The sequence below is a fragment of the Pseudomonas sp. RW3S2 genome, from assembly GCF_014268955.1.
GTDB lineage: Bacteria > Pseudomonadota > Gammaproteobacteria > Pseudomonadales > Pseudomonadaceae > Aquipseudomonas > Aquipseudomonas wayambapalatensis.
Genome location: NZ_JABWRM010000006.1, coordinates 216,643 through 242,279, shown reverse-complemented (window position 1 = coordinate 242,279; position 25,637 = coordinate 216,643). Strand labels below are relative to the sequence as shown.

Genomic DNA, 25,637 nt, shown 5'->3' with positions numbered 1-25,637 from the left:
AACTTGAATTTGGTAGCAGCGACTACTTTGGCCAACTGCGGTAATACTTGAAGGCTTGACACCTAGATGGGGATGCCCCGGCGGATTTCAAGCCTTTTCGTCGATAGAAGGCTGGGGCGCTGCCGGCGCCTTGCTGACCACCACCATGGCGGGGCGCAGCAGGCGACCGTTGAGCAGATAACCCTTCTGGAACACGTTGAGCACGCTGTTCGGCTCTACCTCGGCGTTTTCCTGCATGGCCATGGCCTGGTGATGCTCAGGGTTGAACGGCTGGCCATGGGGATCGACGGCTTCGAGGTTGTAGCGCTTGAGGGTGTCCTGGAACATCTTCAGGGTCAGCTCGACACCTTCGCGGATCTGCTTGACGTTCTCGTCATCGGCGCTGGAGTGGGCCAGGGCCAGTTCCAGGCTGTCGATCACCGGCAGCAGGTCGCCGGCGAATTTCTCCAGGGCGAACTTGTGAGCCTTCTCGACGTCCTGCTCGGCACGACGGCGGATGTTCTGCAGGTCTGCAGCCACGCGCAGCGACTGATCCTTGGCGGCGGCCAGCTGCTCCTCGAGCACCTGGACGCGGGCACCGAGATCTTCGGAGCCGGCTTCTTCGGCGTTAAGGTTTTGTTCATCCAGCTGTTCGTCAGCCATCGGGTCTCTCCTCCGCAATTTCTGGTGTACAGGTCATGCCTGCCTTGTCTGCCGGTTATATGGGGTCGGAAAAAACAGGTTCAAGGGGCGAGCGGCATTTCCACATTCATCAGGCGAGCATTGGCAGGCAGGAAAAAAGTACTGTATAAATAAACAGACATGACCTTCGGGAGTGGCCCTCATGCTGGTGCACCTGTCCATTCACAACTACGCCATCGTCGAGCACCTCGACCTCGAACTCGCCCGCGGAATGTCGGTGATCACCGGCGAAACAGGCGCTGGCAAGTCGATCATGCTCGACGCGCTTGGCCTGGCGCTGGGCGACCGCGCCGACAGTGGCGTGGTACGACCCGGCGCCGACAAGGCCGACCTGCTTGCCACCTTCGACCTGGTCGATATCCCCGAAGCCCGCACCTGGCTGGCAGAACGCGACCTCGACACCGACGGCCCGTGCATCCTGCGGCGGGTGATCACCGCCGAAGGCCGCAGCCGCGGCTACATCAACGGCACTCCCTGCCCGCTTGCCGACCTCAAGGCACTCGGCGAGCTACTGATCGACATCCACAGCCAGCACGAGCACCAGTCGCTCCTCAAGACCGACACGCATCGTCGTCTGGTCGACGAGTACGCCGGCGCCGTCGACCTCGCCCGCCAGGTGCAACTGGCAGCCCAGCGCTGGCGCCAGACCCGCCTGGAGCTGGAGCGCCTTTCCAACTCCGGCGACGAGCAACGCGCCCGTCATCAGCTACTGAGCTACCAGCTCGAAGAGCTCGACAACCTGGGCCTTGGCGAAAACGAGCTGGAACAGCTTGAGCACGAGCACAAGAACCTGACCAATGCCGAAGCCCTGTTCGGCATCTGCCGCCAGGTCATCGATCAATGCAGCGAAAGCGACTCCGGCAACGTGCTCAGCGCCCTGACGGTCAGCCTCAATCGCCTGACCGCCGTGAACAACGCCCCCAAGGCATTGGGCGAAGCCGTCAACCTGATCGCCAGTGCGCAGATCCAGATCGAGGAAGCGGTTGGCGAGCTCAACCGCTTCCTCGATCACTTCGACGCCGACCCTCTGCGCCTGCAAGCACTGGAAGAGCGGCTCGACACCCTCTATACCCTCGCTCGCAAGCACCGCGTGCACCCGAGCGAGTTGCCACACCTGCAACAGCGCCTGATGGAAGAGCTCGAAGGGCTCAACGCCAGCGATGAATCCATCGAGCGCCTGGGCGGCGAGCTGGCCGCCTATGCACAGCACTATAAAGAGAAGGCCGTCGAGCTCAGCAATCTGCGCCGGCAGGCCGCAGCGCAACTGGCGGTGGCGGTCGAGCAGGAGATCCAGCGCCTGGGCATGCCCGGCGGGCGCTTCTGTATCGAGCTGTCGCCCAACGAGAGCGGTGAGCTTTCGCCCCACGGGCTGGAGCAGGTCGAGTTGCTGGTCAGCGCCAACCCCGGCCAACCGCTCAAGGGGCTGGCCAAAGTGGCTTCGGGAGGTGAGCTGTCACGCATCAGCCTGGCCATTCAGGTCATCACCGCACAAACCTCGCGCATTCCCACACTGGTCTTTGACGAAGTGGACGTGGGCATCGGCGGCCCGACCGCCGAGATCGTCGGCCAACTGTTGCGCCGCCTGGGCGAGCGCGGCCAGGTCCTGACCGTCACCCACCTGCCGCAGGTTGCAGCCCAAGGGCACCATCACCTGTTCGTGCACAAGGTACGCAACAGCGACACCACCCATACCGCCGTGGCCAGCCTCGGCAAGCGCGAGCGGGTCGAAGAAGTGGCACGCATGCTGGGTGGGATAGACCTGACCAAAGAGTCCCTGGCGCATGCGCGCAAGATGGTAGTCAGCGGCAAGGCCTGAGGCAGCTCACTCCTCGACCCGCGCCAGAAAGCACAAAGGCGACCCGAAGGTCGCCTTTGCTGTTAATAACGATCGAAATCGTTACTTTTTCTTACGCACATACAGGACCAGGTTGTGGTCCACGAGCTCGTAGCCATGTTCGGCGACGATCTCTTTCTGACGGCGCTCGATCTCCGCATCCATGAATTCGATCACTTCGCTGGTGTCCACGTTGACCATATGGTCGTGGTGTCCGCCATCGGCCAGCTCGAACACCGCGTGGCCGCCATCGAAGTTGTGGCGAACCACCAGACCCGCAGCTTCGAACTGGGTCAGTACGCGGTAGACGGTCGCCAGACCGACATCCTCACCCGCTTCCATCAGCGCCTTGTAAACATCCTCGGCGCTCATGTGACGCTGCTCGGTCGAATCGAGCATCTGAAGGATCTTGACTCGAGGCAGGGTCACCTTGAGACCGGCTTTGCGCAATTCGCTATTTTCAACCATGGTCAGCTTTCTCGCCGATGCTGCTTCGCAGCTTCTCTTAATACGGGTATGATCGGGGTTTACGTTGTCCAGCCAAGATAGTGGAAGTCGCCCACCGATGCAAAACACCAAGCTCTTGCTAACCAGCCTCACCCTCGTGGGACTGCTCGCACTCGCCGGTTGCTCGTTTCCCGGGGTTTACAAAATCGACATCCAGCAGGGCAATGTCGTCACGCAGGACATGATAGACCAATTGCGCCCCGGAATGACCCGACGGCAAGTAAGGTTTATCATGGGCAACCCACTCCTGCAGGACACCTTCAACACCAATCGCTGGGATTATCTCTACAGCATCCAGCCTGGCGGCGGTAAGCGCCAGCAGGAGCGCATGAGTATCTTCTTCAACGAGAGCGACCAACTGGTCAGCCTTTCCGGCGACTTCATGCCGGGCGTAAGCCGCGACCAGGAAATCCTGGGCGGCAGCAGCACCACGACCGTCAGCCCGGCCAACCAGCCGTCTCAACAGCCAGAAAAACCAGCCAAGGCTGGCTCGACGGAAGAGTCGATCCAACGCGAAATCGACACCATCGAGACGACCCCGGTGCCTACGCCGGCGCCACTGGAGACCTCGCCGCAATAACGGCATGGCCCATGAAAAAGCCCGGACCTGGTCCGGGCTTTTTATTGCGCAGCGTATACAGCAACAACCTTACCCGCGTGCAGCCTTGGCCTTTTCGGCTCGCTGCCTGCGCATCGCCTTCGGGTCCACCAGCAGCGGCCGGTAGATTTCCAGGCGTTCACCCTCCTCGACCTGACGCTGATGCGGTTCGGCAACGACCTTGCCAAACACGCCCACCGGGCAGCTTTCAATATCCAGCCCTGGCACTTGCGCAGCAATGCCAGACAACCGCAAGGCCTCACGCAGCGTCACGCCCTGCGGCACCAGACACGCCAGCAGCCATTGGCGCTCGGCAGTCGCGTAGGCCACCTCGATACCCAGCGTCTCAGCCATGCAGCTGCTTGGCTCGCTGGCAGAAGGCATCGACGAGGGTGTTGGCTGCCTGGTTGAACAATGGCCCGAGGGTGGCGCGCACCAGCGGCCCGGCATAATCGAACGACAGGTCGAGGCTGATCTTGCAGGCTTTTTCGCCCAGCGCCTTGAACACCCATACGCCATGCAACTGGGTGAAGGGTCCTTCTTCCAGATTCATCTCGATGGATTGCCCCGGCACCAGCACATTGCGCGTGACGAACTGCTGGCTCATGCCGCCCTTGGCCACCTCCAGCTTCGCCCGCATGTGGGTGTCACTCGCCTCGAGCACCGTCGAGTCCGAGCACCAGGGAAGAAACTCAGGGTAGCTGGCCACGTCGTTGACCAGGTCGTAGAGCGCCTGGGCAGGGTATGGCAGCAGGGCGGAGCGTTGAATATGGGTAGTCATCCAGGCATCACTTCCAAGCTGGGCGGCAGCGCATCGCAGCGCTTCGGAACGGTTCCGTGCAACGGAACGAGGCCTGCATTGTCCGGGATTCATCCTGCAGGCTCAAGCGCACCGAACCCCATAGCCAGAGGACGTGGCGACTGCCTATAATGCCGCCCCTATGGCTAAGCAAAAGAAACATCCGACCGGGACCATCGCGCAGAACAAGAAAGCGCGACACGATTACTTCATCGAACACAAGTTCGAGGCCGGGCTGGTCCTGTCCGGTTGGGAAGTAAAAAGCCTGCGGGCCGGCAAGGCGCACCTGACCGACAGCTACGTGCTGCTCAAGGATGGCGAAGCCTGGCTGTTCGGCAGCCACATCACCCCGCTGAACACCGCCAGCACCCACGTCATCGCCGACCCCATGCGTACCCGCAAGCTGCTGCTGAACAAGCGCGAGCTCGAGCGCGTGGAAGCTGCCGTGGCGCAGAAAGGCTACACCTGCGTGGCCTTGGCGCTGTACTGGAGCAAGCACCTGATCAAGTGCGAAATCGCGCTCGGCAAGGGCAAGAAGGAGTTCGACAAGCGCGACACGATGCGCGAGCGCGACTCCAACCGCGAGCTACAGCGTGCGGTGCGCAACAAGGGCAAGGAAGAGTAGATCTTCTTCAGCGGGCAAGTCGCAGCGGCGGTTCGGCGCTTCGGCTTGCCCGCGAATGCTGCAACACCTGTCTAGCGCCCGCTGCGTCGCTCCGCACGCGCCACGCGCTGAGCTTCCTGCTGCGCCTCTTCCAGCACTTCCTGCACATACAGGATGTGCCGACTCGACACCTCCCGCGCATCTTCCGCACGCCCCTCGACGATCGCCTCGTACAGTTCGCGATGCTGACTGATCAGCATGTCGCGCGTCTCCGTGCGCTGCTGGTACATGCCCCCGATGTTGGTCACCACATTGCGCTTGAGCAGGTCGAACAGGCCACGAATGGTATGCAGCAGCACGGCATTGTGGCTGGCTTCGGCAATCGCCAGATGAAAACGCGCATCCGCAGCGCCTTCTTCTGCACGACTGACCTCATCGACGCGGGCATAGCAGTCCTGCAGCGCATCGAAGGCGGCCTTCAACCGCGCCCGATCCGGCTCGGTAGCACGCTGGGCTGCGTAGAAGGCGCATGAGGCCTCAAGGGTGTGACGAAACTCCAGCAGGTCGCGCTGAGCCTCAGGGTTGTGCTCGAGCAACTGCAACAAGGGATCACTGAACGTCGATCCCAGCGACTCGGCCACATAGTTGCCGCCCCCCTGGCGGCTGACCAGCAGCCCCTTGGCCACCAGTTTCTGGATCGCCTCGCGCAACGACGGGCGGGAAACGCCAAACTGCTCGGCCAGGGCGCGTTCGGCGGGCAGGCGCTGCCCTGAGGTCAACGTCCCCTCGAGAATCATCCCTTCCAGTCGATCGACGATATCGTCGGACAGGCGCCGTTGGCGGACCTGATCAAAAACCATCACATGCTCTCCACAAACCCCGGCACCGATTTCGGGGCGCCTATTCTGCGCCTATCCGCGGCAGCCCAACAGATATTCCTCGATTGATCCGACGCGATCTCGCCATCCGCTCATCGGCACTCGACCAAAGTTTTGCTTGGGACAAATTGACACACCCCGTATCCGGCTTTTAACCTAGCGACCAGTCATTGTAAATTGGTCTTACCAATTATCCAATGCCAGTGCTGACCAACAACAATTAGGGGTCACCCCATATGCAAACCTGGCAACAACTCTACACACCGCTTGGTAGTCTCGGCCTGTCCGCACTGGCGGCGGTCATCCCCATCGTGTTCTTCTTCCTCGCCCTCGCCGTGTTCCGCCTCAAGGGCCACGTGGCAGGCAGCATTACCCTCGGCCTGTCGATCCTGGTGGCGATCTTCGCCTTCCAGATGCCTGTCGACATGGCCCTTGCCGCAGCAGGCTATGGCTTCCTCTACGGCCTCTGGCCGATTGCCTGGATCATCGTTGCCGCGGTGTTCCTGTACAAACTCACGGTCAAGAGCGGCCAGTTCGAAGTCATCCGCAGCTCGGTGCTGTCGATCACCGACGACCAGCGCCTGCAGGTGCTGCTGATCGGCTTCTGCTTCGGTGCCTTCCTTGAGGGTGCAGCGGGCTTTGGCGCCCCTGTGGCCATCACCGCCGCACTGCTGGTGGGCCTGGGCTTCAACCCGCTGTATGCCGCCGGTCTGTGCCTGATCGCCAACACCGCGCCGGTCGCCTTCGGCGCCTTGGGTATCCCGATCATCGTCGCCGGGCAGGTGACCGGCATCGACGCCTTCCACATTGGCGCCATGACCGGCCGCCAGCTGCCGCTGCTGTCGCTGTTCGTGCCGTTCTGGCTGGTGTTCATGATGGATGGCCTGCGTGGCGTGAAAGAGACCTGGCCCGCCGCGCTGGTCGCCGGCCTGAGCTTCGCCGTGACCCAGTACTTCACCTCCAACTTCATCGGTCCTGAACTGCCGGACATCACCTCGGCCCTGGCCAGCCTGATCGCCCTGACCCTGTTCCTCAAAGTCTGGCAGCCCAAGCGCGCGTTCGCCGAGGCCAAGGGCAGTGTCGGTGCAGCCGTGGTCAGCAGTGGCGGCAGCCAGCCTTCGCCGTACAGCTTCGGCGAGATCTTCAAGGCCTGGTCGCCATTCCTGATTCTCACCGTGCTGGTGACCATCTGGACCCTCAAGCCCTTCAAGGCCGCATTCGCGCCGGGCGGTGCGATGTACAACTTCGTGTTCAACTTCGCCATCCCGCACCTCGATCAACTGGTGATCAAGACCGCGCCGATCGTGACCGCGCCGACCGCAATGCCGGCGGTGTTCAAGCTCGACCCGATCTCCGCCACCGGCACCGCGATCTTCCTGTCGGCACTGATCTCGATGTGGGTCTTGAAGATCAACTTCAAAACTGGTCTTACCACTTTCAAAGAGACCTTCTGGGAACTGCGCTGGCCGATCCTGTCGATTGGCATGGTGCTGGCCTTCGCCTTCGTCACCAACTACTCGGGCATGTCCTCGACCATGGCGCTGGTCCTGGCCGGCACCGGCGCGGCGTTCCCGTTCTTCTCGCCGTTCCTGGGTTGGCTGGGCGTGTTCCTGACCGGCTCCGATACGTCGTCCAACGCCCTGTTCAGCTCGCTGCAGGCCACCACCGCGCACCAGATCGGCGTCAGCGACACCTTGCTGGTCGCCGCCAACACCAGCGGCGGCGTGACCGGCAAGATGATCTCGCCGCAGTCGATCGCCGTGGCCTGCGCCGCCACCGGCCTGGTCGGCAAGGAGTCGGACCTGTTCCGCTTCACCGTCAAGCACAGCCTGTTCTTCGCTACCATCGTCGGCCTGATCACCCTGGTCCAGGCCTATTGGCTGACCGGTATGCTGGTTCATCACTAAAGTGACAGGGGCCGGGCGCCCTCATGCGCCCGGCAGCTCCCTCAACCCACGCTGCGAGAATCCATGATCATTTCCGCCTCCACCGACTATCGCGCCGCGGCCCAGCGCAAGCTGCCCCCCTTCCTGTTCCACTACGCCGACGGCGGCGCCTACGCCGAGCACACCCTGCGCCACAACGTCTCGGACCTGGCCAGCATCGCCCTGCGCCAGCGGGTCCTGAGAAACATGTCGGAGCTGAGCCTTCAGACCCGGCTGTTCGACGAAACCCTGAGCATGCCCGTGGCTCTGGCCCCGGTCGGCCTCACCGGCATGTACGCGCGCCGTGGCGAAGTGCAAGCGGCGCGCGCGGCGGCGGCGCACGGCATTCCCTTCACCCTGTCCACGGTGTCGGTCTGCCCGATCGAGGAAGTGGCGCCGGCCATCGACCGGCCCATGTGGTTCCAGCTGTATGTCCTCAAGGACCGCGGCTTCATGCGCAACGCCCTGGAGCGCGCCAAGGCCGCCGGGGTGAAGACGCTGGTGTTCACCGTCGACATGCCCGTGCCCGGCGCCCGCTACCGCGACGCCCATTCCGGCATGAGTGGCGCCAACGGCCCGATGCGTCGCGTGCTGCAAGCCATGACCCACCCTGAATGGGCCTGGGACGTCGGCGTGATGGGACGCCCGCACGACCTGGGCAACATTTCCACCTATCGCGGCAACCCGACCGGCCTTGCCGACTACATCGGCTGGCTGGGCAACAATTTCGACCCGTCGATTTCCTGGAAGGACCTGGAGTGGATCCGCGAATTCTGGGACGGCCCGATGATCATCAAGGGCATCCTCGACGCCGATGACGCCCGTGACGCCGTGAGGTTCGGTGCCGACGGCATCGTCGTCTCCAACCACGGCGGCCGCCAGCTCGACGGCGTGCTGTCCAGCGCCCGCGCCCTGCCGGCCATTGCCGACGCGGTCAAGGGTGACTTGAAGATCCTCGCCGACTCGGGCATCCGCAGCGGCCTGGACGTGGTGCGCATGATCGCCCTGGGCGCCGACACGGTACTGATCGGCCGCGCCTTCCTCTGGGCCCTGGCCGTGCATGGCCAGGCCGGGGTGAAGAACCTGCTGGAGCTGTTCGAGAAAGAAATGCGCGTGGCCATGGTACTGACCGGCGCCAAGTCGATCGGCGAGATCAGCCGCGATTCGCTGGTACGCGAGCTGGGCGCCTGAGCCCTTACGAAACAAACGCCTGATAGTCCGGGGCACGTCGCGCGCCAGACGCGCCGGCCCCGCGAGGAGATTGCATGAGCCTGCCCGCTGCGTTCCTGCGTGATGCCGAGCGCCTGATCCCTGCCGAACGCCGTTTCGACAACCCGACTTCGACCCTGGCCTTCGGCACCGACGCCAGTTTCTACCGGCTGATCCCCAAGCTGGTGGTGCGCGTCGAATCCGAGGACGAGGTGGTCGAGCTGATCCGCCTGGCCCAGCGCGAGCGCGTGCCGGTAACCTTCCGTGCCGCTGGCACCAGCCTTTCCGGCCAGGCCATCAGCGATTCGGTGCTGATCGTGCTGGGCGACAACTGGAACGGCCGCGAGATTCGCAACCAGGGCGAACAGATCCGCCTGCAGCCCGGGGTCATCGGTGCCCAGGCCAATGCCTGGCTGGCCCCCTATGGGCGCAAGATCGGGCCAGATCCGGCGTCGATCAATGCCTGCAAGATCGGCGGCATCGTCGCCAACAATGCCAGCGGCATGTGCTGCGGCACCGCGCAGAACACCTACCACACCCTTGCCGGCCTGCGCCTGGTGCTGGCCGACGGCACTCGCCTGGACAGCGAGGATCCGGCCAGCGTCGCCGCCTTCGAACAAAGCCACGCCGCGCTGCTCGACGAACTTGCCCGCCTTGGCCGTGAGACCCGCGCCAACACCGAACTGGCCGACCGTATCCGCCACAAGTACCGGTTGAAGAACACCACCGGCCTCTCGCTCAACGCACTGGTGGACTACGACCAGCCGCTGGACATCCTTCAGCATCTGCTGGTCGGCTCCGAAGGCACCCTGGGCTTCATCAGCGCAGTCACCTACGACACCGTGCCCGACCACCCGCACAAGGCCAGCGCCCTGCTGGTGTTCCCCAGTGTCGAAAGCTGCTGCCGAGCGGTGACCGTGCTCAAGCGCCAGCCCGTGTCGGCGGTCGAGCTGCTCGACCGCCGCAGCCTGCGCTCGGTGCAGGAGATGCCAGGCATGCCGGCCTGGGTGAAGGGCCTGTCAGACAACGCCTGCGCCCTGCTGATCGAGTCCCGCGCCGCCAGCCAGAGCCTGCTGCACGAACAACTGGCGCAGGTGATGGGGTCCATCGCCGAGTTCCCGCTCGAGCAGAAGGTCGAGTTCAGCGAAGATCCGGCGGTGTACAACCTGCTGTGGAAGATTCGCAAGGACACCTTCCCCGCTGTCGGCGCCGTGCGCCAGACCGGCACCACAGTGATCATCGAAGACGTAACCTTCCCGGTCGAACAACTGGCCGAAGGCGTCAACCGCCTGATCCAGCTGTTCGACAAGCATCACTACGACGAGGCGATCATTTTCGGCCACGCGCTGGAAGGCAACCTGCACTTCGTTTTCACCCAGGGCTTCAACAGCGCCGAAGAAGTTGCGCGTTACCAGGCCTTCATGGAGGACGTTGCGCAACTGGTGGCGGTGGAATTCGGCGGTTCGCTCAAGGCCGAGCACGGCACCGGACGCAACATGGCGCCCTTCGTCGAGCTGGAATGGGGCAAGGACGCCTACCAATTGATGTGGGCACTCAAGCGCTTGCTCGACCCCAACGGCATCCTCAACCCGGATGTGGTGCTCAGCAGCGATCCAGACATCCACCTGAAAAACCTCAAGCCACTGCCGGCGGCCGACGAGATCGTCGACAAATGCATCGAATGCGGCTTCTGCGAGCCGGTGTGCCCGTCCAAAGGGCTGACCCTCAGCCCGCGCCAGCGCATCGTCATGTGGCGCGATATCCAGGCCAGGCGCCGTGCCGGTCTCGACACCCGCGAGCTGCTGCAGACCTATCAATACCAGGGCCTCGACACCTGTGCCGCGACCGGCCTGTGCGCCCAGCGCTGCCCGGTAGGGATCAACACCGGCGAGCTGGTGAAAAAGCTTCGCGGCGAGGCCGCCGGCCATCTGAAGACCGCCGACTGGCTGGCCGAGCACTTCCACTCGGCCCTCAGCGGCGCACGCCTGACCCTCGCCGCAGCCAACGGCGCCCGCAAGCTGCTCGGCGCCCCGCGCCTGGGACGCCTCAGCAGCGGCCTGCGCAAAGTCAGCAACGGTCGCCTGCCGCAGTGGACACCGGCCATGCCGCAACCGCTCAAACCGATCGACTTCGGCCCGGCAAGCCACGATGCACGACCTCGGGTGGTTTACCTCGCGGCCTGCGTGTCGCGCGTCATGGGCCCGGCCTATGGCGATCGCGAGCAGCGCTCGTTGCTGGACAAGACCCGGGCCCTGCTGGAAAAGGCCGGCTACCAGGTGATCTTCCCCGACAACGCCGACAACCTCTGCTGCGGCCAGCCATTCGCTTCCAAGGGCTATGCCGAACAGGCCGAGCACAAACGCCAGGAACTGATCGCCGCCCTGCTGCATGCGAGCCGCGGCGGCCTCGACCCGATCTACTGCGACACCAGCCCCTGCACCTTGCGCCTGGTACAGGACCTGGGGGAAACCCGACTGGATCTTTACGACCCGGTACGCTTCATCCGCACGCATCTGCTCGACAAGCTGGAGTTCACCCCGCAGGAGGAACCTGTGGCCGTGCATGTCACCTGCAGCACCCAGCACCTGGGCGAAAGCCAGGCGCTGATAGACCTCGCGCGGCGTTGCAGCAAGCAGGTGGTGATTCCCGAGGGCATCCATTGCTGCGGGTTCGCTGGCGACAAGGGCTTCACCACGCCGGAGCTCAATGCCCACTCCCTGCGCAGCCTGAAAGATGCCGTGCAGTACTGCAGCGAAGGGATTTCCACCAGCCGGACCTGCGAGATCGGGCTGTCGAACCATAGTGGTATCGACTATCACGGGTTGGTCTATCTGGTGGACCGGGTGACGCGCGCACGAGCTATCTGAGGTCAGCCCAATCCCTGTGGGAGCGGCGGTTCGCCGCTGCGACTTGTCCCGCGAACACGGGCGTAGCCCGTGCCAGGCAGCGCGGTGTCGTTTTCGCGGGTAAACCCGCTCCTACAATGGGACCGGCTACCCAGGCTATTGCCCAACAGCCCGCAACCATTTGTTACAAGTAAATGCTAATCTGCAGCCCCCTCCCTCCGCTGCCGTTGGCCCCTGATGTCTGAGTCCGCACCGTTGCTGTTGCGTCACCACCGTCCTTTCATCGCCTTCTGGCTTGCGCGGGTCTTCACCGCCAGCGGCTTCCAGATGCTCACCGTGGCCATCGGCTGGCACCTCTACCAGCTCACCGGCAACGTCCTGGACCTGGGCCTTGTCGGCCTGGTCGAGTTTGCCCCCCGGGTGCTGTTCATGCTGCACACCGGGCATGTGGCAGACCGCTACGACCGGCGCAAGGTCGCCGCCCTGTGCCAGTGCCTGCAAGGGCTCATCGCCCTGGCCCTGGCGCTGGGCAGTGCCACCGACAGCGTCACCCGCGAACTGATCTTCGTACTGGCGTTCCTGCTCGGTGCCACTCGCTCCTTCGAGATGCCCGCAACCCAGGCACTGCTGCCCAACGTGGTGCCGCCGGGGCTGTTCCCGCGCGCCGTCGCTGCGTCGGCGTCGGCGACCCAGGCAGCGACCATCGTCGCCCCGGCGGTCGGCGGCCTGCTCTACGCCTTCGGCAGCATCTGGGTGTATGGCCCGACCGTATTGCTGTACGCCATCGCCTGCCTGCTGATGCTCACCCTCGATTCGCGCCAGCAAACACCTCAACGCGGCCGTGCCAGCCTGGAGTCGCTGCTGGCCGGCATCCGCTTCATCCGCAGTCGCCCGGACATCCTCGGCGCCATCTCGCTGGACCTGTTCGCCGTGCTGCTGGGCGGTGCCACGGCGCTGCTGCCGGTGTTCGCCAAGGATATCCTGCTCACCGGCGCCTGGGGCCTGGGCCTGCTGCGCTCGGCCCCGGCGGTGGGCGCCTTGTTGATGTCGCTGTGGCTGGCGCGCTTCCCGGTGGAGCGCAAGGTCGGCCGGACCATGTTCACCGCCGTGGGTGTGTTCGGCGTGGCGACCATCGCCTTCGGCCTGTCGACCTCGTTCTGGTTCTCGCTGGCGGTGCTGGTGGTACTGGGCGCGGCAGACATGATCAGCATGGTCATCCGTAGTGCTTTCGTGCAGCTGGAGACACCGGATGAAATGCGCGGCCGGGTCAGCGCGGTGAACGGGCTGTTCATCGGCGCCTCGAATCAGCTCGGCGAGTTCGAATCCGGGGTCACTGCGCACTGGTTTGGCACAGTTCCGGCGGTGGTGCTGGGTGGCGTGGGCACGCTGGTGGTCACTGGCGTGTGGATGAAGCTGTTCCCGACCCTGGCCAACCGCGACCGCATGCACAATCCGCAATAGTCTTCATGGGGCTGCCTGGCAGCCCTTTCGCGGCACCAGGCCGCGCCGACAGCGGGCGCCACGCCACAAAGACCAACAGCCATAGGCCCCCGCCCCCCATGCTGGTATGATGCGCGGCTTTTTTCCGCCCCCACAAAACCACGGCAACCGGTACGGTCTGTGCTTTGCTGATGGGGTCGAATACATTCACGGCGCCGCGGCGCCATGGGAGCAGGCATGCTGGAAAGGCTGTTTCAACTAAAAGCACACAACACCAACGTGCGCACCGAGATCCTCGCGGGCGTCACCACCTTCCTGGCGATGGCCTACATCCTGTTCGTCAACCCGAGCATCCTCGGCGAAACCGGCATGGACAAGGGCGCGATCTTCGTCGCCACCTGCCTGGCCGCGGCCATCGGCTCGGTCACCATGGGCCTGATCGCCAATTACCCGATCGCCCTCGCTCCGGGCATGGGCTTGAACGCCTTCTTCACCTACACCGTGGTCCTGCACATGGGCCACACCTGGCAGGTGGCACTGGGCGCGGTATTCCTCTCGGCAGTGCTGTTCTTCCTGCTGTCGATCTTCCGTATCCGCGAGTGGATCGTGAACAGCATCCCGCTGCCGCTGCGCTCGGCGATCGCTGCGGGCATCGGCCTGTTCCTGGCGCTGATCGCCCTGCACAACGCTGGCATCGTCGTCGATAACCCGGCCACCCTGGTGGGCCTGGGCGACCTCAAGCAGCCTGCACCGATCCTTGCCACCCTCGGTTTCTTCCTCATCGTCGGCCTCGAGTCGCTGAAAGTGCGCGGCGCCGTGCTGATCGGCATCCTCGCCGTGACCGTGGTGTCGATCCTGGTGGGGGCCAGCCAGTTCGGCGGCATCGTTTCCATGCCGCCGTCGCTGGCCCCGACCTTCCTGCAACTGGACATCAAGGGCGCGTTGGACGTCGGGCTGATCAGCGTGATCTTCGCCTTCCTGTTCGTCGACCTGTTCGACAACTCCGGCACCCTGATCGGCGTGGCCAAGCGCGCCGGGCTGATGGGCAAGGACGGCCACATGCCGAAAATGGGCCGTGCGCTGATCGCTGACAGCACCGCAGCCATGGCCGGCTCACTGCTGGGCACCTCGACCACCACCAGCTATATCGAATCGGCCGCAGGCGTGAGTGCCGGCGGACGCACCGGCCTGACCGCCATCGTGGTGGCCGTGCTGTTCCTGCTGGCCCTGTTCTTCGCGCCCCTGGCCGGTAGCGTGCCGGCCTACGCCACCGCGCCGGCACTGCTGTTCGTTGCCGTGCTGATGGCCTCGGGCCTGGCCGAGATCAACTGGGACGACGTCACCGAGGCCGCGCCGGTGGTGGTCACCGCCCTGGCCATGCCGTTGACCTATTCGATCGCCAACGGCATCGCCTTCGGCTTCATCGCCTGGACCGCCATCAAGCTGATCTCCGGTCGTCACCGCGACCTGAACCCGGCCCTGGTGATCCTGTCCATTCTGTTCGTCATCAAGCTGGGCTGGTTCAACGCATGAGTGCCGTCTTCGACCCTTCGCAATACACGACCCAACTGCAGGCCAAGGTCGAGCGCCTGCGCGAGCTGCTGGCGCCCTTCGATGCACCGCAACCTGCAGTGTTCGAGTCGCCGCGCGAGCACTATCGCCTGCGCGCAGAGTTCCGCCTGTGGCGCGAAGAGGGTCAACGCCACTACGCGATGTTCGCCCCGGGCGAAAAGCACAAGGCAATTCTGATCGACGACTTCCCTATCGCCAGCCAGCGCATCAATGACCTGATGCCCCGCCTGAAGGCCGCCTGGCAGGGCAACGAAGACCTGAGCAATCGTCTGTTCCAGGTCGAGTTCCTGACCACACTGGCTGGCGATGCCATGGTCACCCTGTGCTATCACCGCCCGCTCGACCAGGCCTGGGAAGCCGCCGCGCAGCAACTGGCCGCGCAACTGGGCGTCAGCGTGATCGGTCGCTCCAAGGGCAAGCGCGTGGTGATCGGTCGTGACTATGCCGTGGAGAAACTCGATATCGCCGGGCGCACCTTCAGCTACCGCCAGCCTGAAGGCGCCTTCACCCAGCCCAACGGCGCGGTGAACCAGAAGATGCTCGGCTGGGCCTGCGAGGCGATGGGCGAGCGCAGCGACGACCTGCTGGAGCTGTACTGCGGCAACGGCAACTTCACCCTGCCCCTGGCCACCCGCGCGCGCCAGGTGCTGGCCACCGAGATCAGCAAGACCTCGGTCAACGCCGCCCTGCACAACCTCGACGAAAACGGCATCGACAACGTACGCCTGGTGCGCCTGTCGGCCGAGGAACTGACCGAGGCGCTGAATGAGATTCGCCCATTCCGTCGCCTGGAAGGCATCGACCTGAAAAGCTACGACTTCGGCACCGTTTTCGTCGACCCACCGCGCGCCGGCATGGACCCGGACACCTGCGAGCTGACCCGACGTTTCGAGCGCATCCTGTACATCTCCTGCAACCCCGAGACGCTGGCGCAGAACATCGCCCAACTGCACGATAGCCACCGTATCGAACGCTGCGCGCTGTTCGACCAGTTCCCCTACACCCATCACATGGAAAGCGGGGTCCTGCTGGTCAGGCGCTGATCCGCGCACTGCGGGGTCGAGCAGACCCCGCCGCACGCACCCAAGGAGCGATGTGCCGATGGACCAATTGAGCGCCATGCAGACCTTCCGCCGAGTCGTCGACCTCGGCAGTTTCAGCGCCGCCGCCCATCAGGCGGGCGTGTCTCACACCGTGCTGTCGCGCCAGGTGAAGAACCTCGAGCGCGAACTCGGCACGCAACTGCTCAACCGCACCACACGCAGCCTGCAACCCACCGAAGCGGGCATGCTGTTCTACCGCCACTGTGTGTTGATTCTCGAACAGATGCAGGCCATGAACCTGGAGCTGTCCGAGCACCAGCAACAGCCCACTGGCACATTGCGCCTGAGCGTTGCCACCGCCTTCGGAGAGCTCGAATTGGGCCACTGGCTGCCGGATTTCGCGGCACGGTACGAGCACCTGCAGATCGAGCTCAGTTGCACCGATCGCTTCGTCGACCTGATCGAGGAGGAAGTGGATGTCTGCCTGCGGATCACCGACCACCTGCCCGACTCCAGCCTGGTCGCACGCCTGCTGGCGCCCAGCCCGGTCATGCTGGTGGCCGCACCGGGCTACCTCGAACGCCAAGGCACACCCACCACGCCCGACGCACTGAAGGACCATCCGCTACTTGGCTACAGCCGCCTCACCCATCCCCAGCGCCTGCAGCTCAGCGGTCCGCAAGGTGCCCAGCAGGACGTGCTGATGCCCAGGCGGCTGAGCGCCAACTCGCCCATGGCCCTGCGTGCAGCCGCCATCGGTGGCTTGGGTATCGCCAGCTTCGACCGTTTCATCGTGCATGACGCCTTGCGCGACGGGCGCCTGGTGCCGGTGCTGGCCGATTGGCGATTGCCGGGGCGCAGCCTGTATGCCGTCTACCCGCAGAGCCGATATCTGGCACCGAAGGTACGCGCACTGCTCGACTACGTGCAGCACTACTACGGAACGCCGCGCTGGGAAGATTGATTGGTGCAACAAAAGCACAAGTCATGGCTAACTTGTGCCGTATCTGTGCTTAGAACATCTGGTTAACCTTCGCTCACTCACATTGATCGGCGAAGGAGCCTCTCCATGAAAGCACTGCACACCCTGATTGCCGGCCTCGCCCTGGGCACCCTCGCCCTTACCGCGCAGGCCGTCGAAACCAAACTGGTCTCTGTCCCGAACAGCGCCGAACTCAAATGGCAGGACGTGCCGAACACCAAGGGCGCGGTCAGCTACGCCAACGTCGAAGGCGACATCTTTGGCGAGGGCCCGTACTCGGCCTACGTGAAGTTCAAGAAGGGCGTCGACAACGGCCTGCACCAGCACACCGAGACCCTGCCGACCGTAGTACTCGACGGGACCTTCTATGCCGTGATCGATGGCAAGCGCACCGAATTCCCGGCAGGTTCGTACTACAAGCTGCCCGCCGACCTGGTTCACGAGAGCGGCTGCACCGCTGCAGCAGATTGCCTGCTGTTCCAGTACCAGGCTGACAAGTTCGACCTGAAGCCGGTCAAGAAGTAACACCCCGTTGTAACCGCACCGCTCCTGTTTTGGGCGTAGCGCCTGGCGCTACGCCCATTTTTGTTGAGTAGCGCCCCTCAGAAATCGAAGAACACCGTCTCCCCTTCCCCCTGGAGGCGAATGTCGAACCGATAGGCTGTCTTGCCATCCACCTCACAGCGCTTGGCGACCAGTGTCTCGCGCCGCTGCGGCTGCTCGATCAGGTTGAGCACCGGGCACTTGCCGTTGGCCTCGGCCTCGTCATCGAAATACAAGCGGGTATGCAGGTGGATGTTGATCCCCCGGGCGAACAGGCTGATGTTGATGTGCGGTGCCATCGGCACCCCGGCGGCATTGTTCACCACACCTGGCTTGACCGTGTGCAGGGTCCACTCACCCGCATCGAAGGTGGTGGCGGTCCGGCCGAAGCTGTTGAAGGCGTTCTCCAGGTTGAACACGTCCTGGTACTGGCCGTTGGCATCGGCCTGCCACACCTCGAGGAAGGAATCGCGCACTAGATGGCCATTGCCATCGTACACCTGGCCGATCAGCAGGATGTGCTCGCCCGGGGCCTGCGGACGAGCCAGACGGTTCCAGATTTCCTGATCGCGGGTCGGATTACCAGCCGCTTCCAGGGCCAGGCCGATGTGCACATAGGGGCCGGCAGTCTGCGAGGGGGTTTCCGGCAGCAGTTCGATAGGCATGACGGATCTCCTCAGCGATTCTCGAAGTGGGTCTGGCGCTGGCCACGCAGCACGATGTCGAAGCGGTAGGCCAGGCAGTCCATCGGGTTGGCGTGGCTCATGTCGAGCCGAGCAATCAGGCGCTGCACCGCGTCCGGGTTGGCGATCGACTTGACGATCGGACACATCGGAATCAGCGGGTCACCTTCGAAATACAGTTGGGTGATCAGCTTGGTGGCAATCGAAGGGCCGCTGATGGAGAAGTGGATGTGCGCCGGACGCCAATCGTTGGGGCCGTTGCGCCAGGGGTAGGGGCCGGGCTTGATGGTGCGGAAGCTGTAGTAGCCGTCACGGTCGGTCAGGCAGCGACCGACGCCACCGAAGTTCGGATCGAGCGGGGCCAGGTAGCGGTCGTTCTTGTGGCGGTAGCGACCACCAGCGTTGGCCTGCCACATCTCCACCAGAGTATTGGGCACCGGCTTGCCGTACTGGTCGACGACCCGCCCGGCGATGATGATGCGCTCACCAATCGGCAGGCCACCATTGTTGAAGTTCAGCAACAGGTCATGGTCGTGCTCGCCGAAGCGCAGGTGGGAAAAATCCGGGCCGGTGCTTTCGCTGACCGACTGCGCAATGCTCACCAGCGCCTGGCGCGGCGAGCGGGCGATGGATGTCTTGTAATCAGGCGTGAAGGCCTTGGGGTGCCAGTTGCGATCACGGATCACGAAGCGGCTGGTGTCCTGGGCGGGCATGCCGTTTTCCTCTCTTGGAATTGTTCGAACCACCTGTGCGTGGCAGGCGGACGTGCAGTTTCCGGCAGGTCGCGCAGGGCGAAAACTGAAAACATGCGCGCCAGACATAACCATTTGGTTATGCAACTTTTCACCAGACCTCCCGATCTGAAGCGCTGGACTATTCTGGATGGACTGCGGTGCTGGCTGCGCAGAGCCCAACGGCCCTTCAGCCAGGCACGACCCTCACAGCGGAGAACTTCTATGGACTGGCGAAAAGGCCGACGCAGCGACAATGTAGTGGATGCACGCGGCGAAGGCGGTGGCGGTGGGATGCGCTTCGGCGGTGGCAAGGGCCTGGGGCTGGGTGCCGTGCTGCTGATCGTCGGCATCGGCTGGCTCACCGGCCAGGATCCGCTGCAGATCCTCGGCCAGCTTGCCGGCCAGATGGAGCAGCAGCAGGCAGCGCCCAGCGGCGCTGGCGGCAAGGCACCGCCGGCCAATGACCAACAGGCCGAGTTCGTCACCTCGATCCTCGGCGACACCGAGGATACCTGGAAAGCCCTGTTCGCCCAGGCCGGAAAGCAGTACCGCGATCCCAAGCTGGTGCTGTTCAGCGGCCAGGTCAGCTCCGCCTGCGGCTTCGCCTCCTCGGCGGTCGGCCCCTTCTATTGCCCGGCTGACCAGCGGGTGTACCTGGACATGTCGTTCTTCCGTGAAATGGAAACCCGCTTCGCCGCCGCCGGCGACTTCGCCCAGGCCTACGTGATCGCCCACGAGATTGGCCACCACGTGCAGACCCTGCTCGGCGTCTCGGCCAAGGTCGATGCCGCGCGCCGCAGCGGCCAGCGCCTGGAAGGCGACAATGGCCTGCTGGTACGCCAGGAACTGCAGGCCGACTGCCTGGCTGGTGTCTGGGCCTACCAGGCACAGAAACGCCTCAACTGGCTGGAGCCCGGCGATGTCGAAGAGGCGCTCAACGCCGCCAACGCCATCGGCGACGACCGCCTGCAGCAACAGGGTCAGGGACGCGTGGTGCCCGACTCCTTCACCCATGGCACCTCGGCGCAGCGGGTACGCTGGTTCAAGGCTGGCTTTGCCAGCGGCGACCTGAACCGCTGCGACACCTTCAGCGCACGCAACCTGTAACGCCCCGCTGCAACGGGCGTTGCAGAGCCCCTCCAGAACGCAATACGACCAATTGGTCATTTTTCTGCTGAAAAACGTTTCAGCGACAGCCGATTCGGCCGATAACCCCATGGACCCATCAGCTGGCCCCTATAAGAACAACGCCCGGCGACGTGAGATTTTGCAAGACACATTTTCTGGAGAGCGTGCATGAACAGATGGTTTGCCGACAAGAGCGTGAACCTCAAACTCGGTCTGGGCTTCGGTCTGGTCCTGGTATTGACCAGCCTGCTGGCCCTGGCCAGTTGGACCAGCCTGGGCAGCCTCATCAATCGCAGCAACTGGATGAGCGACATTACCCGCCTCAACACTGACCTGACCAACCTGCGCGTGGCGCGTCTGCAATACATGCTGACCGACGGCGACGACACCGCGGCAGCCAACGTGCTGACCAAGCTGGATATCTTCAACAAACAGCAGCAGCACCTGGTAACCACCTTCAAGAGCCCGGAAAACGTCAAGCTGCTGCGCGAGCTGGGCGGTATCATCGACCAGTACCGCGTATCGCTGGACAAGATGCGTGCCGCCTACAAGACCACCCTTGGCGCCCGCGACAGCATGAACCAGAACGGCACCAAGGCCGTGGAAGCCGTCGCCGCCATCGGCAACGATGTGCTGACCCGCGAGGAAAGCGATGCCAGCCGCCTGCAACAGTACCTGACCGTCAGCAAGGCTCGCCAACAGCTGACCCAGGTACGCCTGGACGTGCGCAACTACATCTCAGATCCGAGCAACGCCAACGAACAGGCCGCCCTGCGCCAGCTCGACCTGGCCCTGACCGAAATCGACGGCCTCAAGCGCCAGTTGCCGAACGACGGCACGCGTATCCAGGCATTCGACCTCGCCGTGCGCGCCTATGGTGATTCGGTGCGTCAGTTCCGCGATGCCATCTCGCAGATCGCCCTGGCACGCCAGGAGATGACCACCCAGGGTGGCGATATCGTCAAGATCAGTGACGCCCTCTACAAGATCCAGCTCGAACGCCGTGACATCGAAAGTGCCGAGGCCCGCGCCCTGCAGATCGGCGCGACGCTGCTGGCCCTGCTCATCGGCGTACTCGCCGCCGTGATCATCACCCGCCAGATCACTCGCCCGCTGCGCGAGACCCTCGCCGTGGTGGAGAAGATCGCCAGTGGCGACCTGACCCACAACCTGCAGGTCACTCGCCGCGACGAGCTGGGCGTGCTCCAGCAAGGCATTGCGCGCATGGGTACGACCCTGCGTGACCTCATCAGCGGCATCCGTGACGGTGTTACCCAGATCGCCAGTGCGGCCGAGGAGCTGTCGGCGGTGACCGAGCAGACCAGCGCCGGTGCCAACAGCCAGAAGGTCGAGACCGACCAGGTCGCTACCGCCATGCACGAAATGGCTGCCACCGTGCAGGAAGTCGCGCGCAACGCCGAACAGGCGTCGCTTGCAGCGACCAACGCCGACGGCGAAGCCCGTGCCGGTGACAAAGTGGTGGGCGAGGCGATCAACCAGATCGAGCGCCTGGCCGCCGAGGTCAACCGCTCCACCGAAGCGATGAACCTGCTGCAACAGGAAAGCCAGAAGATCGGCAGTGTCATGGACGTGATCAAGTCAGTGGCCGAGCAGACCAACCTGTTGGCGCTCAACGCCGCCATCGAAGCGGCTCGCGCCGGTGAGGCGGGACGTGGGTTCGCCGTGGTCGCCGACGAAGTGCGTGGCCTGGCGCAGCGCACGCAGAAGTCCACCGAAGAGATCGAAGAGCTGGTCGCCAGCCTGCAGAACGGCACACAGCAGGTGGCCAACGCCATGCTCGGCAGCCGCACCCTGACCGACAGCAGCGTGGAACTGGCACGCAAGGCCGGCGCGTCGCTGGAGAACATCACCAGTACCGTGTCGGGCATCCAATCGATGAACCAGCAGATCGCCGCCGCCGCAGAGCAGCAGAGTGCCGTGGCCGAAGAGATCAGCCGCAGCATCCTCAGCGTACGCGATGTGTCCGAACAGACCGCCGCTGCGAGCGACGAGACGGCGGCCTCCAGCGTCGAGCTGGCGCGGCTGGGTGGGCAGTTGCAAACCCTGGTCAGCCATTTCCGCGTCTGACCACACGCCTTCCGGGGCCGCGTCGCGGCCCCCATCCTTCCCCCAAAAAATCTGCTGAACGGCGTTTCAGCTCCTGCAGACATTGCCGATATCTCTTCTGCGGCAATGGAGGGCCCATCACAAAAACAAAAGCCGAATGACGCGAAGTCCCGCGAGCAGGCGCTTTCCCCGGGGAACCTCCATGAGCAACTGGTTTGCCAACATCAGCGTCAAACTCAAACTGATGCTGGGCTTCAGCCTGGTCCTTCTACTCACCACCGCACTGGCCTTGACCGGCTGGAACAGCCTGGAAAACCTCGTCGCACGCAGCAACTCTATGGGGCAGATCACCCAGTTCAACACGCACCTGAACAACCTGCGCGTGGCACGCCTGCAATACATGCTCGCCGACGGCGACGAAAGCGCCGCCACCACCGTGCAAGCCCGCCTGGACACCTTCGACCAGCACAAGCAGGAACTGCTCGCCAGCTTCGACCATCCCCAGAGCCTGCAACTGCTGCGCGAACAGGCCACCTACATCGACCAGTACCGCGCCTCGCTGGACAAGATGCGCCAGGGCTACCGCACCATCGCCAGCAAACCCGACGCCGAGCAGCAGGTACGCGACGCCCGGGCGGCGATCGCCACGGCACGCCAGGAAATGATCGAGGAGCAGGCGCAGATCACCAAGCGCAGCGACGAGCTGTACAAGATCGAACTTGGCAGGCGCGATGTCGATACCGCCCAGGCGCGCAACCTGCAACTCGGCGTGGCGCTGCTGGCGCTGGTGTTCGGCCTGCTCGGCGCCGTGATCATCACCCGCCAGATCACCCGCCCCTTGCAGGAAACCCTCGAAGTGGTGAAGAAGATCGCCGAAGGCGACCTCACCCAGCGCCTGCAAATCACCCGGCGTGACGAACTCGGCACCTTGCAGCAGGGCATCGCGGGCATGGGCGAAACCCTGCGCGCACTGATCACCGGTATCCGCGACGGCATCACCCAGATCGCCAGCGCCGCCGAGGAACTGTCGGCAGTGACCGAGCAGACCAGTGCCGGAGTCAACAATCAGAAGGTCGAAACCGATCAGGTCGCCACTGCCATGCACGAGATGACCGCGACCGTGCAGGAAGTCGCACGCAATGCCGAGCAGGCATCCCAAGCCGCCACGCAGGCCGATGGCGAGGCCCGTGCCGGTGACAGGGTGGTGAACGAGGCCATCGGCCAGATCGAACGCCTGGCCGCTGAAGTACAGCACTCCACCGAGGCGATGAACCTGCTGCAACAGGAAAGCCAGAAGATCGGCAGCGTCATGGACGTGATCAAGTCGGTGGCCCAGCAGACCAACCTGCTGGCACTGAATGCCGCCATCGAAGCGGCGCGTGCCGGTGAAGCCGGGCGCGGCTTTGCGGTGGTCGCCGATGAGGTCCGGGCCCTGGCCCAGCGCACGCAGAAGTCCACCGAAGAGATCGAAGAACTGGTCGCCAGCCTGCAGAACGGCACCCAGCGCGTGGCCACCGCCATGCAAGGCAGCAGCGGGCTGACCGACAGCAGCGTGGAACTGGCCCGCAAGGCTGGCACCTCATTGGCCAGCATCACCCGCACTGTGTCGGGAATTCAGGCGATGAACCAGCAGATTGCCGCTGCGGCAGAGCAGCAGAGCGCCGTGGCCGACGAGATCGGCCGCAGCATCATGAATGTGCGCGATGTGTCGGAGCAGACGGCGGCGGCCAGTGAGGAGACAGCAGCGTCAAGCGTGGAGCTGGCGCGGCTGGGTGGGCAGTTACAGACGATGGTCAGCCACTTCCGCGTTTGAAGAACCTCCCACAGGTTTCCCACTGCCGTTGAGCGCGGTGGGATACCTGTGGAGGCGGGCTTGCACGGTATTACTTGACGATCAACCCAACCCCGCGCCCGCGTGGATCGGACGCGGTCTCGAGCTTCTCGCCGGTGACCCGAATCGCCTGGATATCGCCCATTTCCCAGCCTTGGTCCTCAAGCACGTAGCCCATTTTTTTCAGATCCTCTGCCACCTGCCCTTCGAGCGGTGCATAGCTGTCGAAATAGATGGTGTCCTTGGGCAGCAGCTGGTGGTGCACACGCTGGGCGGCCACGGCTTTTTCCAGCGGCATGCCATAGTCGTACAGGTTGTTCATCACCTGGAAGATCGAGGTGAAGATCCGCGAACCACCCGGCGTGCCGAGCACCAGGGTCAGCTTGCCGTCGCGGGTGACCAGGCTTGGGCTCATGGACGAGAGCATACGCTTGCCCGGCTCGATGGCATTGGCATCACCACCCACCACGCCAAAGGCGTTGGCCGCTCCAGGCTTGGCGCTGAAATCGTCCATCTCGTCGTTGAGCAGGAAGCCCGCGCCCTTGACCACCACGCCGCTGCCATAGTCGAGGTTCAGGGTGTAGGTGTTGCTCACCGCGTTACCCTGCTTGTCGACGATGGAGAAGTGCGTGGTCTGGTGCGGCTCCAGGCCCGGCTTGACTTGGTCGGTGGCGGAGATCGCTTTGGGGTTGACCTGCGCCGCGCGCTTGGCCAGGTAGTCCTTGGCCACCAGCTCCTTGACCGGCACCTTGGTGAAGGCCGGGTCGCCCAGGTAGTCGGCGCGGTCGGCGAACACACGCTTCTCGATCTCGGCCAGCAGGTGGATGTACTTGGCCGAGTTGTGCTCGACACCCTTGAAATCGGCCGCACGGTCTTCCTTGATGCCCAACAGCTGAGCCAGGGCGACGCCACCAGAGCTTGGCGGTGGCGCGGTGTAGACCACATTGCCGCGCCAGTCGATGGCGATCGGGTCGCGCCACACGGCCTTGTAGTCCTTCAGATCTTCCTTGGTGATCAGGCCCTTGTCGGCCTGCATCTGCGCCACCAGCAAGTCGGCGGTCTTGCCCTGGTAGAACTCGCTGACGCCCTTGTCGGCGATGCGTTCCAGGGTCTTGGCCAGCTCGGGCTGCTTGAACAGCTCGCCGACCTTCATGTCGCCGAAGTAGTCGTTGAAGTTGGTGGCGGTCTTGAACAGGCCCTGGGCATCGTCGCGGTACTGGTACTGCTTCTGCGCGATCTTGAAGCCGTTCTGCGCATAGCCGATGGCCGGGGTGAGCAGCTCGCTCCACTTGAGCTTGCCGAACTTCTGGTGCGCCTCCCACAGGCCCATCACCGTGCCAGGCACGCCAGCAGCGCGTACGCCGACCAGGCTGAGGTTCTCGATGACCTCGCCCTTGTCGTCCAGGTACATGTTGCGCGTGGCGGCCTTGGGCGCGACTTCACGGTAGTCGAGGAAGTACGGCTTGCCGTCGACGAACAGGGTCATGAAGCCACCGCCGCCGATGTTGCCGGCTTCGGGGTAGGTGACCGCCAGGGTGAACGCAGTGGCGACCGCGGCATCCACCGCGTTGCCGCCTTTCTTGAGAATGTCGGCGGCTACCTGTGCGCCATATTGATCGGGCGCCGCCACCGCGCCACCTTCGAGTGTCACGGCATAGGCGGAAGAACAGCTCAGGATCGCGGCCCCGAGGGCCAGGGACTGGAACATGACGATACGCATGACACTTCCTTGG

At 64.0% G+C, this 25,637-nt stretch carries 22 protein-coding genes; 14 read left to right on the top strand and 8 right to left on the bottom strand.

Features of this window, described 5'->3' with window-relative positions:
* Positions 1-87: 87 nt before the first annotated feature.
* Positions 88-642 carry a nucleotide exchange factor GrpE gene (grpE, locus tag HU748_RS11335; RefSeq protein WP_112897268.1) on the bottom strand — a complete coding sequence of 185 codons (555 nt, stop codon included), beginning with the start codon at positions 640-642 and terminating at the stop codon, positions 88-90.
* A gap of 181 nt (positions 643-823) precedes the next feature.
* Between grpE and recN the strand changes: the two genes are divergently transcribed.
* Entirely contained in the window at positions 824-2,497 is a 1,674-nt protein-coding gene (gene recN, locus HU748_RS11330) for a DNA repair protein RecN (RefSeq protein WP_186720377.1), read from the top strand.
* 81 nt (positions 2,498-2,578) lie between these two features.
* Here recN and fur read toward each other — a convergent pair whose 3' ends face one another.
* Entirely contained in the window at positions 2,579-2,983 is a 405-nt protein-coding gene (gene fur, locus HU748_RS11325) for a ferric iron uptake transcriptional regulator (protein ID WP_046788147.1), read from the bottom strand.
* A gap of 97 nt (positions 2,984-3,080) precedes the next feature.
* Between fur and bamE the strand changes: the two genes are divergently transcribed.
* A complete protein-coding gene (gene bamE, locus HU748_RS11320; RefSeq protein ID WP_054892627.1) occupies positions 3,081-3,602 on the top strand; it encodes an outer membrane protein assembly factor BamE in 522 nt (173 codons plus the stop codon).
* 69 nt (positions 3,603-3,671) lie between these two features.
* Here the strand turns inward: bamE and HU748_RS11315 are convergent, their stop codons facing one another.
* Together HU748_RS11315 and HU748_RS11310 are read right to left on the bottom strand one after the other, a co-directional pair.
* A complete protein-coding gene (locus HU748_RS11315; RefSeq protein WP_186720376.1) occupies positions 3,672-3,974 on the bottom strand; it encodes an RnfH family protein in 303 nt (100 codons plus the stop codon).
* On the bottom strand, positions 3,967-4,401 hold the full coding sequence (locus HU748_RS11310) for a type II toxin-antitoxin system RatA family toxin (RefSeq protein ID WP_054892629.1): 435 nt from the start codon (positions 4,399-4,401) through the stop codon (positions 3,967-3,969). The genes HU748_RS11315 and HU748_RS11310 overlap by 8 nt, the downstream gene beginning before the upstream one ends.
* Positions 4,402-4,561: 160 nt before the next feature.
* Here HU748_RS11310 and smpB point away from each other — a divergent pair, with 160 nt between their 5' ends.
* A complete protein-coding gene (gene smpB, locus HU748_RS11305; RefSeq protein WP_027917703.1) occupies positions 4,562-5,044 on the top strand; it encodes an SsrA-binding protein SmpB in 483 nt (160 codons plus the stop codon).
* Positions 5,045-5,115: 71 nt separating this feature from the next.
* On the opposite strand, the gene HU748_RS11300 is transcribed toward smpB, so the two are convergent.
* Positions 5,116-5,883 carry an FCD domain-containing protein gene (locus tag HU748_RS11300; RefSeq protein WP_065864952.1) on the bottom strand — a complete coding sequence of 256 codons (768 nt, stop codon included), beginning with the start codon at positions 5,881-5,883 and terminating at the stop codon, positions 5,116-5,118.
* 254 nt (positions 5,884-6,137) lie between these two features.
* Between HU748_RS11300 and HU748_RS11295 the strand changes: the two genes are divergently transcribed.
* The 8 genes from HU748_RS11295 to HU748_RS11260 all read left to right on the top strand — a co-directional run bounded on the left by HU748_RS11295 (position 6,138) and on the right by HU748_RS11260 (position 17,443).
* Positions 6,138-7,808 (top strand): lactate permease LctP family transporter, encoded by a 1,671-nt coding sequence (locus tag HU748_RS11295; RefSeq protein ID WP_186711857.1) that lies wholly within the window; start codon positions 6,138-6,140, stop codon positions 7,806-7,808.
* Positions 7,809-7,871: 63 nt separating this feature from the next.
* Positions 7,872-9,017, top strand: a complete 1,146-nt coding sequence (gene lldD / locus HU748_RS11290) for an FMN-dependent L-lactate dehydrogenase LldD (RefSeq protein WP_112897265.1) — start codon at positions 7,872-7,874, stop codon at positions 9,015-9,017.
* A 74-nt stretch (positions 9,018-9,091) separates the two neighbouring features.
* Positions 9,092-11,902, top strand: coding sequence for an FAD-binding and (Fe-S)-binding domain-containing protein (locus tag HU748_RS11285; RefSeq protein ID WP_186720375.1), 2,811 nt, complete (start codon positions 9,092-9,094; stop codon positions 11,900-11,902).
* Between the two features lie 216 nt (positions 11,903-12,118).
* The gene (locus tag HU748_RS11280; RefSeq protein ID WP_186720374.1) at positions 12,119-13,342 is read left to right on the top strand and encodes an MFS transporter; all 1,224 of its coding nucleotides are present in this window, start codon (positions 12,119-12,121) and stop codon (positions 13,340-13,342) included.
* Between the two features lie 216 nt (positions 13,343-13,558).
* The gene (locus HU748_RS11275) at positions 13,559-14,854 is read left to right on the top strand and encodes an NCS2 family permease (protein WP_054892635.1); all 1,296 of its coding nucleotides are present in this window, start codon (positions 13,559-13,561) and stop codon (positions 14,852-14,854) included.
* Positions 14,851-15,936: a tRNA (uridine(54)-C5)-methyltransferase TrmA gene (trmA, locus tag HU748_RS11270; RefSeq protein ID WP_186720373.1), complete on the top strand. Its 1,086-nt coding sequence runs from the start codon at positions 14,851-14,853 to the stop codon at positions 15,934-15,936. Before HU748_RS11275 ends, trmA begins: the two co-directional genes overlap by 4 nt.
* A 58-nt stretch (positions 15,937-15,994) precedes the next feature.
* Complete coding sequence (locus HU748_RS11265) at positions 15,995-16,900, top strand: LysR family transcriptional regulator (RefSeq protein ID WP_186711786.1); 906 nt, start codon at positions 15,995-15,997, stop codon at positions 16,898-16,900.
* A 105-nt stretch (positions 16,901-17,005) separates the two neighbouring features.
* Positions 17,006-17,443 carry a DUF4437 domain-containing protein gene (locus HU748_RS11260; RefSeq protein WP_186669374.1) on the top strand — a complete coding sequence of 146 codons (438 nt, stop codon included), beginning with the start codon at positions 17,006-17,008 and terminating at the stop codon, positions 17,441-17,443.
* 77 nt (positions 17,444-17,520) lie between these two features.
* On the opposite strand, the gene pcaG is transcribed toward HU748_RS11260, so the two are convergent.
* Positions 17,521-18,126 carry a protocatechuate 3,4-dioxygenase subunit alpha gene (gene pcaG, locus HU748_RS11255; protein ID WP_186669372.1) on the bottom strand — a complete coding sequence of 202 codons (606 nt, stop codon included), beginning with the start codon at positions 18,124-18,126 and terminating at the stop codon, positions 17,521-17,523.
* Between the two features lie 11 nt (positions 18,127-18,137).
* A complete protein-coding gene (pcaH, locus tag HU748_RS11250; RefSeq protein ID WP_186669370.1) occupies positions 18,138-18,857 on the bottom strand; it encodes a protocatechuate 3,4-dioxygenase subunit beta in 720 nt (239 codons plus the stop codon).
* 243 nt (positions 18,858-19,100) lie between these two features.
* Here pcaH and HU748_RS11245 point away from each other — a divergent pair, with 243 nt between their 5' ends.
* From HU748_RS11245 to HU748_RS11235, 3 genes are all read left to right on the top strand, one after another.
* Positions 19,101-19,985: a neutral zinc metallopeptidase gene (locus HU748_RS11245; protein ID WP_186720372.1), complete on the top strand. Its 885-nt coding sequence runs from the start codon at positions 19,101-19,103 to the stop codon at positions 19,983-19,985.
* Between the two features lie 189 nt (positions 19,986-20,174).
* Positions 20,175-22,094 (top strand): methyl-accepting chemotaxis protein, encoded by a 1,920-nt coding sequence (locus HU748_RS11240; protein WP_186720371.1) that lies wholly within the window; start codon positions 20,175-20,177, stop codon positions 22,092-22,094.
* 181 nt (positions 22,095-22,275) lie between these two features.
* On the top strand, positions 22,276-23,886 hold the full coding sequence (locus HU748_RS11235) for a methyl-accepting chemotaxis protein (protein ID WP_186720370.1): 1,611 nt from the start codon (positions 22,276-22,278) through the stop codon (positions 23,884-23,886).
* 70 nt (positions 23,887-23,956) lie between these two features.
* Here the strand turns inward: HU748_RS11235 and ggt are convergent, their stop codons facing one another.
* On the bottom strand, positions 23,957-25,624 hold the full coding sequence (gene ggt / locus HU748_RS11230; RefSeq protein WP_186720368.1) for a gamma-glutamyltransferase: 1,668 nt from the start codon (positions 25,622-25,624) through the stop codon (positions 23,957-23,959).
* Between the last annotated feature and the right edge of the window lie 13 nt (positions 25,625-25,637).